Origin of the sequence: Acinetobacter sp. 5862 (genome assembly GCF_024494585.1) — a bacterium.
Taxonomy (GTDB): domain Bacteria; phylum Pseudomonadota; class Gammaproteobacteria; order Pseudomonadales; family Moraxellaceae; genus Acinetobacter.
Map to the genome: position 1 here is coordinate 139371 of NZ_JANHGP010000034.1, position 12858 is coordinate 152228.

Genomic DNA, 12858 nt, shown 5'->3' on the forward strand with positions numbered 1-12858 from the left:
CCTTATTTACAAACTTAAGGTGAGGTTGTCTGTGATACTGTTGAAGATGTTGCTGCTTGGTTTTCAGCTTTCACATCATCAGATGACGTTTTAGCCTGAGACGTTTCATTTTTATAAAGCAGGTATTTTGCACGTTTGTCATGATTGATATCAGAAGGTAATTGCAATGCCCCTGACTGACCACATGCAGTAAGTACCACACTACTGAATAATAAACCGATCGAACAAATGACTTGACGCATCTGAGCACCTAACTTTTACAATTCGGAGCAGTATAGCGTGATCATCAGATTGGCTAAAGTCTAAACTTGAAGGAATAAAACAATATCCATAAAAAAACGCCGACTTAGATGCCGACGTTCATGTCAATTACTTCTTTAACTGCTTACTTCTTTTTATTTAAGAAATAACCAATTGCCAAAATAACAAACCAGATTGGGCTAACTTTAAGTGACTCTAAAGTGGTTTCATCTAGCGCAAGGAAGTAGATGGTAGCAAGGAAGAATAAAATCACCACCCAACAGGTAAACACGCCACCAGGGAGTTTAAAGGTTGATTGTGCATGTAACTCCGGACGGTTTTTACGGTAGTTAATGTAACTCCACATAATCACAATCCAGACACAGATAAACAGGATGGTTGATAAAGTGGTTGCTAGAGTAAACGCTGTCACTTCATCATTGGTTCCCGTCTGTACTTTATAAATGAACTGTACAAATGCACCAATAAAGATACAGATTGATGAGAAAACCAATGCTTTTGAAGGAACGGCAGATTTAGACAATTTACCAAATAATTTTGGTGCTTGCTTATCCGTTGATAAACCAAATAGCATACGACTAGTCGAAAATACACCACTATTCATTGATGACATCACTGAAGATAACACCACCAAATTCATAATAATCGCCGCAGAAGCAATACCTGCTTGTGAGAAGATGTTTACGAATGGGCTGACTTTAGGGTTAATTTGATCCCAAGGTGTTACACACATCACCACGAACAATGCCAATACGTAGAAAATAATGATACGAATTGGAATTGAGTTAATCGCTTTCGGTAAGTTACGTTGTGGATCTTGTGTTTCAGCAGCGGTTGTACCGACCAACTCTACACCGACAAAGGCAAAAATTGCAATTTGGAAGCCTGCGAGGAAGCCATCTAACCCTTTAGGGAACATACCACCATGTGTCCACAAGTTACTAATACTCGCCGTTGTACCCGCAGCATTAGTGAACCCCGTAAAGATCATCCATAAACCAACCGCAATTAAGACAATAATTGCTGTGATTTTAACCATTGCAAACCAGAATTCCATTTCACCGAATAATTTTACGGTGACAAGGTTCAACCCAAGTACAAATAGAATCGCAACACTACTAATCAACAATCCGCCCAATGGAGTAAATGACTCACCCCCATTGAAAAATTCAAGATAGTAAATAATGGCTGATAGGTCGGCAATACCAATCGTGACCCAACATAGCCAATACGTCCATCCAACAAAATAACCCGCCCAAGGACCGATTAAATCAGTGGATAAATCAATAAAAGATTTATACTTTAAATTCGATAAGAGTAATTCACCTAAAGCACGCATGACGAAAAACACCATGATACCGATCAAGCCATAAATGAATAAAATAGATGGTCCAGCTAAACTAATGGTTTTGCCTGACCCCATAAACAATCCCGTTCCGATTGCTCCACCAATTGCAATCAGTTGAAGATGTCGATTAGATAGACTACGGTGAAGCTCACTTTGCTCGTTGGCCTCACCTAAATTTTGATTCGACATTTTTACAAAAACTCTCAAGTATTTTTCGTTCGTTAGCTAATGCTCAAATCAAAATGACAATTCGCACCATTTAATGGCATCTTCTTGCATTGTAAATTGCTTTGATGATGTTTTAGCTAGCCAATTTTCTGTCTGTACAACTCAACATTTCAAGTTAAATACAAATGGACCTGATCATACGCACAAGGATGTACCAACTCAATGCACTTTTTTGACTCCATATTTTTCAATAGCTTAAAAATTAGGCAATAAAAAAGCAGCCTCTGAAGGCTGCCTTTATATCTAGATATTTACTTTAATTTATTATGATATTACTTTTGTTTATTCTTAATACGATCTTCCCAGAACGTAGCATTACGAATACCAAGTTTTACTGGATCAAAAGTAAACTCTTTAACACCTGCTTTTTGCTGCTGTTCATAATCTCTCAACGCTTTAATCGTTGGTTTCCAAATGAAGTAAGTGACAATAATACCAATGATATTAATCCAAGCCATTAAACCTACACCGATATCTCCAATTCCCCAAATATAACCTGTTGCACTGATTACACCATATGAAACAGAAAGAATGATGAAGCATTTGGTGATAAATAATAAAGATGGAGTTTTAGTAATATAACTTAAATAAGTAATATTGGTTTCAGCAATATAGTAATACGCAACAATCGTTGTAAATGCGAAGAAGAATACAGCTAATGCAACAAAGATTTGTCCAAAACCACCAAATACTGTACTTACTGCCATTTGAGTAAACGCAGGAGAGCCAATTTCAGCCGTGGCGGCAACATTTTGTACAATAAATTGACCTGCTTCTAGAGTACCTTGAACATTGTACATTCCAGTAATAAGAATCATAAATGCAGTAGCAGAGCAAACAAATAAAGTATCGATATAAATTGAGAATGCTTGTACTAAACCTTGTTGAGCAGGATGCTCTACCTCAGCTGCGGCAGCGGCATGTGGTCCTGTACCCTGACCTGCTTCGTTAGAATACACGCCACGTTTTACTCCCCAACCAATTGCAGCACCAAGACCTGCCATAGGAGAAAAGGCATCAGCGAAAATTAAGGAAATCACACCAGGTAACTTATCGATATTGATAAAGACAATAATTAATGCCATTACAATATAGCCAGCCGCCATAAACGGCACTACAAATTCAGCGAATTTTGCAATACGTTTGATACCACCAAAAATGATGACTGCAAGTAGTGTTACAATCACAACTAAAGCGAGTAGTTTATAAGTGCCGACATTTCCAAAAACAATTGCACCTTCACCTGTGATTTGTGTGAAAGCATTACCTACTGCATTTGCTTGAATACCGGGTAAAAACAAACCACATGAAATGATCGCGGCAATCGCAAATAAAATACCTAACCAACGCTGACCTAGACCTTTATCAAAATAAAAAGCGGGTCCACCACGATATTGTCCTTGATATTCAACTTTATAAATTTGACCTAAGGTTGATTCAACATAAGCAGTACTCGCTCCTAAAAATGCAACAAGCCACATCCAGAAGACCGCACCTGGTCCACCAAAACCAATTGCTGCTGCTACACCTGCAATATTACCTACACCAACACGACCTGAGAGTGAAACAGCGAGTGCTTGAAACGAAGAAATACCTTGTGCCGATGAGCCTCCTTTAATGAGGAGGCTTATCATATCTTTGATCTGACGAACTTGAACAAACCTTGTTAGAACGGAGAAAAATAAACCTGCACCTAAACATAAATAGATCAGAGCTTTGCTCCAAATAATACCATTTATCCAATCAACAATTTCTGCTGCACTCATAAACATCAACCTTTTGTATAATTTAAAAATATATCAATTGATACATTTTCATTTGTCTGAGCATCAGCAATATTTATGCCATTCAATATAATTCTTATGACAACAAATGAGCAAATGCTCAAAGACCTTCCGTGGAAAAAGTGAATTTAAAGAATTTTCGACTCAAGAACCTACTATATCTTACTTGTAAAAGTCTTATATCGTGTTATTTTTCTGAGCACTTCCCTTTAACCAGTCAATTACGAAAACACCGTTTAATCTTAATTCCTTATCAAGAAAATGAACGATATTGATCTTTTCCGTAATTACTCTACTTTTTAACTAATTTATCGCAAATTTTCAATTTTATATATGGCAAAAATTAAAACTGTTTATCGATGTGAACAATGTGGTGCAGATCATTCTAAATGGGCTGGTCAATGTTCTGAGTGTGGCGAATGGAATAGCCTAGTAGAAGTTCGACTGGAACCAACAGTTAGTCATAGAGCTCAGCCTAAAATGGGCGGTGGTTATGCTGGTCAAAGTGCTAATATCACAACCCTTAATCAAATCTCAATTTCACATGAAACTCGTCTGCGAACAGGGATCAGTGAATTCGATCGTGTACTCGGTGGCGGTTTGGTTACAGGCTCTGTTGTACTGATTGGTGGTGATCCTGGTATTGGTAAATCAACAATTTTATTGCAAACCGCAACTCACATGGCTAGTAAGAAAAGTTCAGCTCTTTATGTCACAGGCGAAGAATCACTTTCACAAGTTGCCTTACGTGCTCAACGTTTAGATCTGCCTACAGACCAACTCAGAGTTATGGCTGAAACTTGCGTGGAAAGAATCTGTGAAGTATTGGCTCAAGAAAGACCAGCCGTTGCGATTTTAGACTCGATTCAGACCTTATATACAGAAACCTTACAATCTGCACCAGGTGGTGTCTCACAAATCCGTGAATCAGCCGCACTGCTCACACGTTTTGCAAAAAATAGCGGAACAGCGTTATTTATCGTGGGGCATGTAACTAAAGAAGGTGCTTTAGCTGGACCACGTGTGCTTGAACATATGGTGGATTGCGTACTGTATTTCGAAGGTCAGTCGGATTCTCGATATCGTATGATTCGTGCCGTGAAAAACCGTTTCGGAGCAGTCAACGAGCTAGGTGTCTTTGGCATGACCGATAAAGGGTTACGAGAAGTCGCTAATCCATCTGCAATTTTTCTCAGTCGTTATGATGAAGCGATTCCTGGTTCAATTGTCATGATCAGCCGTGAAGGAACGCGCCCTCTCTTGGTCGAAGTTCAAGCCTTAGTTGATGATGCACACGGGCAACCACGTCGAGTGGCACTTGGCTTAGAGCAGAACCGTTTGAATATGTTACTTGCAGTGATGCATCGTCATGGTGGTGTACAAACCTCAGGACAAGATGTTTATGTCAATGTAGTAGGTGGTTTAAAGATTACCGAGACTGGCTCTGATCTTGCGGTTTTATTGGCTTGTGCATCAAGTTTAAGAGGTAAAGCACTGCCACAACAATTGGCAGTTTTTGGTGAGGTTGGACTGTCTGGTGAGATTCGTCCTGTACCGAATGGTCAAGAAAGATTAAAAGAAGCAACTAAGCATGGCTTTAAATATATCATTTTACCAAGAGCTAATGCACCGCAAAAAACTATTGATGGCGTTCAAATCATTGCCGTTGCACGCTTACATGAAGCTCTCACTGAGGCAATCCAGCTTAGTGATGAGCTGACATAAAAAAACATACTTTTTTAGTTGAAATTATCAACGAATACCTTCATAAATACACTTACATCTTGGAATTAAATAGGAATTTTCGATGCAAGTACACCAGCGTGGCTTGATGGCAGCTTTATTGATGGCAACTTTGGTCGCAGCACCAGTTGCAGAAGCTAAACGTGCGGGCGGTGGCAAAAGTCATGGTATGACTCGTTCAACAACGACGACTCAATCTCAGCCAACTACAACTCAATCGTACCAACAACCTACAACTAAAACTACGACGACTCAAAAATCAGGTCCAGGCGTAGGTTCTATGGTTGCTGCTGGTGTAGCAGGTGCTGCTGTAGGTGCAGTTGCTGCAAATGCGCTTGCTGATGATAAGAATCCAACTGCAACAGAACAACAAGCTGCTGAACAAGCTCAACAAGAAGAAAAAGGCGGCATTCCTAGCTGGCTTTGGGTTCTTCTTGCAGCTGCTATCGCCTTCTTTGTATTCCGTAAATTCGGCGCAAAAAAAAAATTAGCCGCAGCTAATCCATATGCTCCAAATAATAACGGTCAAAACAACTTTGGCCGTCCTGTAAGCCCACAACCAACTATGCGTCAAACGGCTGGCGATAACACCAATATCTTTGGTCAATCTGTCGGTGGCGGTACGGCTGCTCCTCAAGCAGCATTTGGCGGAGCATCAATGAGTAGTGGCAATCAACTCCCTGATGGTACTGAACCTGCTGCATTCCTGCGTGTTGCACGTCAGCGTTTCAACCACATTCAATCTGTCAATAGTGCAAGTAATGTTGAAGAAATTCGCCGCTATTTAACACCTGAGCTTTTTAATTCAATGTATCAGGACATCATGGCCAATCAGGATCAGGATGTTGCTGAATTTAGTAACCTGAATGCAATGGTAGCAGATAGTGCAACTGAAAATGGTCAATATGTTGTCAGCGTACGTTTTACAGGAACAGTAAGCGAAGATTTAAACAGCTTGCCACAACCATTTACTGAAATCTGGCATTTTGTTAAACCTGCTGGTTCACAACAGGATTGGGTTGTTGCTGGAATTCAACAGGCTTAATTGAATTGAACTCACGTAATACATGCAAAGAGCTGTTTCGACAGCTCTTTTTTTTTCGATATTTAGAGATAGAAATAAAAAAAGCCACTCTCTATTTTGGAGAATGGCGGAGTGTAAACCCTAATTTCGATTGCCTATATTTTTAAATAGATCTAAACAGGCAGTTAAGTAAACTGTGTATCTCAGTTATCTTAGCGGATAATCAAGAATAAAAATATTCCTCGTTTGGGGAATAAAACTTTTTGTAATAGGTTCACGTAGATCTTCTTCGCTTATTTAGGAACAATCATTACTTCAGGCATTCAGGCATTCAGGCATTCAGGCATTCAGGCATTCAGGCATTCAGGCATTCAAATTAAAACTGATTTACTTGAGTTAGAGCCTAATATTCTTGGTTTTTGTCGGTATCTATCGCTATCTTATGACCCATAAAAAAAGCTTTGCCGAGGCAAAGCTTTTACATGATTTGGCTTTAAAGTAAATCAAATCATGATACAAACTGTAAGAATAACCAGTATAAACCACCAGATAAACAAATCGTCGCTGGTAAGGTAAAGATCCATGCAGAAAGTATTGTCTTCACTGTTGCGAAGTTCAGCCCAGACTTATTGGCAACCATCGTCCCTGCAACCGCGCTGTTTAAAACGTGGGTTGTCGATACGGGCATACCCAAGCCATCGGCGGCAGCAATTGTGCTCATTGCAACCAGTTCAGCCGACATTCCCTGCCCATAGGTCATGTGGTTCTTACCAATACGCTCGCCGACAGTCACAACAATACGCTTCCACCCCACCATCGTACCTAAGCCAAGCGCAAGTGCCACCGCAACTTTAACCCAATTTGGAATGTATTGTAGGAATGAATCAAGATTACTACGGTATTCTTTTACCACTTTGGCTTGGTCTTTATCCATTTCTGGCAAAGCTTTCGCTTTATCTAATCGCTTGAAAGTTGTGGTACTTAAATACATATCATTACGGATTTCGCTTACAGCGGCCTCAGGAATAGTTTTAAGATCACCATAATTTGCAACACGTGTTCCTAAGTGTTCCGTCATACTTGCAAGTGCTGGAACTACTTCAGGTGTTTGCTCTTTGGTCTGAATATATTTAGTGAGTACAGCACGCGCTTTCTCATCAGATAATTCATTTTGATTTACATTCAACACAGCAGCTGTTTGACTTGAAAGCTTTTCAAATAATTGAAGATGATTTGCATCTAAGCTTTTGTTTAGTGAATATGCTAATGGCACTAAACCGATCAAGATCAACATGATTAAACCCATGCCCTTTTGACCATCATTAGAACCATGTGCAAAGCTCACGCCCGTACATGTAAAAATCAAAATTGCACGAATTAATGGTGGCGGTGGTTTATTACCTTCTGGTGGTTGAAAAAGTTCTAATTGGCGTTTAAAAATTGTTTTAACCAACAAGAATACAATTGCTGCGAAAGCAAAACCAATTAAAGGTGAGAATAATAACGCCTTACCCACTTTAATGACTTGATCCATATCAATACCACTTGCTGTACCTGTTGAGGCATTTAACAAGTGATTCATGATCCCTACACCTAAAATCGAACCGATTAAGGTATGTGAACTTGAGGCTGGGATACCAAGAAACCACGTTCCTAGATTCCAAAGAATCGCAGCAATCAGCAGTGCGAAAACCATCGCAAAACCTGCTCCACTGCCAACATTCATAATCAGTTCAACAGGAAGTAAAGCAATAATACCGTACGCAACAGCACCACTCGCGACCATAACCCCAAGGAAGTTACAGAAACCAGCCCACATCACTGCAACAGGTGCAGGTAATGCATTGGTATAAATCACGGTGGCAACCGCATTGGCTGTATCGTGGAAGCCATTAACAAATTCAAAGCCTAAAGCAATGAAAAGTGCCGTAGATAGAAGAATAACTGAATATAAACTCAAAGGTGGTACATGCGCTAAGTCAGCACTCACCTGAAAACCAATATAAATAAGTGTTGCAATAATAATTGTTAAAAACACCGGCATAAAAAATTTCGGTGTAGGAACATGTACATTCGTCGATTTTGCCGTAGAACTGGCAAGCGGTGAATCCGAAACAGGAGGAAGATTAGAATTCATGTAGACGGTAAGAGGATAATAAAATCCTCTGTATTGTTTAATTAAATTATGACAATTATATGACAAAGGACTGTCATATGAAGCCAAATTTTCATATTTTTCTTATATTTTTTTATGTTTTTTTTGATTCAAAGCAAGATTATTTTTATTTTTATTTAACAAAAACAATATCTTAATTAAAAATAAATTCAATAAAACCTGTTTGTCTGATTTTGCAACAAACACAACAAAATATGAAACTTATTTGTCATATTCCGAAATATACGTTGTCTTTTTAGGCATTATTCACCGAAATTATTGCAATTTCATGAAGCTTTTATGACATTTTCAACCTGACTGGATGAATTACATCATCCTGATGCTGAAAATACGCGCTTTTTGTTCGCTTCTGTTACAATGCCCATGCTTTTTATCTTCATCATCGACTGGGGTTTCTGAATGTCCACGCTTACCACCCTACAATCACTTCTTGCCCAACGTATCCTAATTATTGATGGTGCGATGGGGACGATGATTCAACGCCATAAATTAGAAGAACAAGATTATCGTGGTGAACGTTTTGCAGATTGGGCCTCAGACCTAAAAGGCAACAATGATTTATTGGTACTCACACAACCACACATTATTCAAGGCATCCATGAAGCTTATTTGGATGCAGGTGCAGATATTATTGAAACCAACAGCTTTAACGGCACACGTGTTTCAATGGCGGACTATCACATGGAAGACCTCGTTCCAGAGATCAACCGTGAAGCAGCACGTTTAGCGCGTGCGGCCTGTGACAAATATTCAACGCCAGATAAACCGCGTTTTGTAGCAGGTGTCCTTGGTCCAACTTCTCGTACCTGTTCCATTTCACCCAATGTAAATGACCCTGCTTTCCGTAACATCACCTTTGATGAACTCAAAGAAAACTATATTGAGGCGACACATGCCCTCATCGAAGGTGGTGCCGATATTCTTTTGATTGAAACCGTGTTTGATACGCTCAACTGTAAAGCAGCGATCTTTGCGGTTAAGGAAGTGTTTAAGCAAATCGGTCATGAACTTCCGTTAATGATTTCAGGCACCATTACCGATGCATCAGGTCGTACTCTGACAGGTCAAACGGCTGAAGCATTTTGGAACTCAGTGCGTCATGGTGATTTATTGTCGATTGGTTTTAACTGTGCGCTCGGTGCAGACGCGATGCGTCCACACGTTAAAACCATTGCTGATGTAGCTGATACTTTCGTTTCTGCCCATCCAAACGCAGGTTTACCAAATGCCTTTGGTGAATATGACGAAACGCCTGAACAAACAGCAGCGTTCATCAAAGAATTTGCTGAAAGTGGTTTAATCAATATTACAGGTGGTTGCTGTGGTACCACACCAGATCATATCCGTGCGATCTATAACGCAGTTAAAGATATAAAACCACGTCAAATTCCTGAAACCAGACCTGCTTGCCGCCTCAGCGGTTTAGAGCCATTTAACATTTATGATGACTCTTTATTTGTCAATGTCGGTGAGCGTACCAACGTCACAGGTTCAAAAAAATTCCTGCGTTTAATCCGTGAAGAAAACTTTGCCGAAGCTTTAGAAGTCGCTCAGCAACAAGTTGAAGCTGGCGCACAGATTATTGACATTAACATGGATGAAGGGATGCTTGATTCACAAAATGCGATGGTGCATTTCTTGAATCTGGTGGCATCTGAACCTGATATTTCACGTGTGCCGATCATGATTGACTCATCAAAATGGGAAATCATTGAAGCTGGCTTGAAATGCGTTCAGGGTAAACCTGTGGTGAACTCAATTTCCCTTAAAGAAGGTTATGATGAGTTTGTCGAAAAAGCGCGTTTATGCCGTCAGTATGGTGCTGCGATCATCGTTATGGCCTTTGATGAAACAGGACAGGCAGATACGGCTGCACGTAAACGTGAAATCTGTAAACGTTCTTATGATGTTCTAGTCAATGAAGTGGGCTTCCCTGCTGAAGATATTATTTTTGACCCGAACGTGTTTGCAGTTGCTACGGGGATTGAAGAACACAATAACTACGGTGTCGATTTTATTGAAGCGACAGGCTGGATTAAACAAAACTTGCCACATGCTATGATTTCGGGTGGTGTATCTAACGTTTCATTCTCTTTCCGTGGCAATGAGCCTGTTCGTGAAGCGATTCACTCGGTATTCCTATACCATGCCATCAAACAAGGCATGACCATGGGTATCGTAAACGCTGGTCAGATGGCGATTTATGACGATATCAATAAAGAGCTGAAAGATGCTGTTGAGGATGTTGTACTTAACCAAAATCAAGGTGAGACAGGTCAAGCTGCAACTGAAAAACTCCTAGAAGTTGCTGAAAAATATCGTGGTCAAGCGGGTGCTACCAAAGAAGCTGAAAATCTTGAATGGCGTAATGAGTCTGTCGAAAAACGTCTTGAATACGCTTTAGTTAAAGGTATTACCACGTATATCGACCAAGATACTGAAGAAGCACGTTTAAAATCAAAACGTCCGCTTGATGTGATCGAAGGCCCATTGATGGACGGCATGAACGTGGTCGGTGACTTGTTTGGTTCAGGAAAAATGTTCCTTCCTCAAGTCGTTAAATCTGCACGCGTCATGAAACAAGCTGTAGCATGGCTCAACCCATACATTGAAGCTGAAAAGTCAGAAGGACAATCTAAAGGTAAAGTCCTGATGGCAACGGTAAAAGGTGACGTACACGATATTGGTAAAAATATTGTGGGTGTTGTCTTGGGTTGTAATGGTTATGACATCGTTGACCTCGGCGTAATGGTACCTGCAGAAAAAATTCTGCAAACGGCAATAGATGAGAAATGTGACATCATTGGTTTGTCAGGTTTGATCACCCCTTCTTTGGATGAAATGGTCTTTGTTGCCAAAGAAATGCAACGTAAAGGTTTTAATATTCCTCTATTGATCGGCGGTGCAACCACATCAAAAGCACACACCGCAGTTAAAATTGATCCTCAATATTCGAATGATGCAGTAATTTACGTCGCGGATGCTTCACGTGCTGTGGGTGTCGCAACCACCCTACTTTCTCCTGAAATGCGCGGTAACTTTATTGCAGAGCATCGTGCTGAATATGCCAAGATTCGTGAACGTTTAGCAAATAAGCAACCGAAAGCTGCAAAATTGAGTTATGCAGAATCAGTCGAAAACGGTTTTAAAATTGATAATAACTATGTACCACCAAAACCAAATGCTTTGGGTACACAAGTTATTAAGAATTATCCGCTTGAAACCTTAGTTGAATATTTTGACTGGACACCATTCTTTATCTCTTGGAGTTTGGCGGGTAAATTCCCGAAAATTTTAGAAGATGAAGTGGTCGGTGAAGCAGCGACTGATCTTTATAATCAAGCGCAAGCGATGCTGAAAGACATCATTGAAAATAAACGTTTCGATGCCCGTGCTGTGTTTGGCTTATACCCTGCTCAGCGTACTGGTGCAGATACTGTTAGCGTATTTGATGAATCAGGTCAAAATCGCACTCATACGTTTGAGCACGTACGTCAGCAATCAGACAAAGTGACAGGTAAACCAAACTTGTCTTTGGCAGATTATATTAAGCCTTCTGAACAACCTGAAGATTATCTCGGTGGTTTTACGGTGTCGATCTTTGGTGCAGAAGAATTGGCAAATGAATATAAAGCCAAAGGTGATGACTATTCAGCGATTCTGATTCAGTCTTTAGCGGATCGTTTTGCAGAAGCTTTCGCTGAACATTTACATGAACGTATCCGTAAAGAGTTCTGGGGCTATAAAGCGGATGAAACGTTGAGTAATGAAGAACTGATCAAAGAAAAGTATGTCGGTATTCGTCCTGCGCCAGGTTATCCTGCTTGCCCTGAACATTCTGAAAAGGCAGCATTGTTTGACTGGTTAGGTTCTGAAGCGAAGATTGGCACCAAGTTGACTGAACACTTTGCGATGATGCCACCTTCTTCTGTAAGTGGTTTCTATTATTCACATCCTCAAAGTGAATACTTTAATGTGGGCAAAATCTCTCAAGATCAACTTGAGGATTATGCGAAGCGTAAGGGTTGGACACTCGATGAAGCGAAACGCTGGTTAGCACCGAATTTAGATGATTCGGTGGTTTAATCCATAAATTCTCCCCAACCCTCCTTTATTGAAGGAGGGAATAAAAATCCCTTCACTTGAGGGGATTTTTTTATTCTCTGGTTTTAAAAATATAATCATGTCGAGCCAAAGGATTAAAGACTAACTTATCCGGTAATCCCCCCTAAAAATAAAAGGATGTAAAAGTAGAATTTTCTCTTAAGATCAAAGCAGGAGATTCTGCATGAAA

Annotated in this window: 7 protein-coding genes; 3 read left to right on the forward strand and 4 right to left on the reverse strand. The window is 40.1% G+C overall.

Going from position 1 to position 12858, the window contains the following annotated elements; all coding sequences use genetic code 11:
• Positions 1-14: 14 nt before the first annotated feature.
• The 3 genes from NO346_RS06480 to NO346_RS06490 form a co-directional block, all read right to left on the reverse strand.
• Positions 15-242 carry a lipoprotein gene (locus NO346_RS06480; protein WP_004661075.1) on the reverse strand — a complete coding sequence of 76 codons (228 nt, stop codon included), beginning with the start codon at positions 240-242 and terminating at the stop codon, positions 15-17.
• A 143-nt stretch (positions 243-385) separates the two neighbouring features.
• Positions 386-1798 (reverse strand): amino acid permease, encoded by a 1413-nt coding sequence (locus NO346_RS06485; protein ID WP_005161361.1) that lies wholly within the window; start codon positions 1796-1798, stop codon positions 386-388.
• A 311-nt stretch (positions 1799-2109) separates the two neighbouring features.
• Positions 2110-3603, reverse strand: a complete 1494-nt coding sequence (locus tag NO346_RS06490; protein WP_256414645.1) for a sodium:alanine symporter family protein — start codon at positions 3601-3603, stop codon at positions 2110-2112.
• A gap of 351 nt (positions 3604-3954) precedes the next feature.
• Here NO346_RS06490 and radA point away from each other — a divergent pair, with 351 nt between their 5' ends.
• Together radA and NO346_RS06500 are read left to right on the forward strand one after the other, a co-directional pair.
• Positions 3955-5346 carry a DNA repair protein RadA gene (gene radA, locus NO346_RS06495; protein WP_256414647.1) on the forward strand — a complete coding sequence of 464 codons (1392 nt, stop codon included), beginning with the start codon at positions 3955-3957 and terminating at the stop codon, positions 5344-5346.
• Positions 5347-5428: 82 nt separating this feature from the next.
• On the forward strand, positions 5429-6409 hold the full coding sequence (locus tag NO346_RS06500; protein ID WP_256414648.1) for a Tim44 domain-containing protein: 981 nt from the start codon (positions 5429-5431) through the stop codon (positions 6407-6409).
• Between the two features lie 487 nt (positions 6410-6896).
• On the opposite strand, the gene NO346_RS06505 is transcribed toward NO346_RS06500, so the two are convergent.
• Complete coding sequence (locus NO346_RS06505; protein ID WP_256414650.1) at positions 6897-8525, reverse strand: inorganic phosphate transporter; 1629 nt, start codon at positions 8523-8525, stop codon at positions 6897-6899.
• A gap of 438 nt (positions 8526-8963) precedes the next feature.
• Here NO346_RS06505 and metH point away from each other — a divergent pair, with 438 nt between their 5' ends.
• Positions 8964-12650 carry a methionine synthase gene (gene metH / locus NO346_RS06510; protein WP_256414651.1) on the forward strand — a complete coding sequence of 1229 codons (3687 nt, stop codon included), beginning with the start codon at positions 8964-8966 and terminating at the stop codon, positions 12648-12650.
• The last annotated feature ends 208 nt before the right edge of the window (positions 12651-12858 follow it).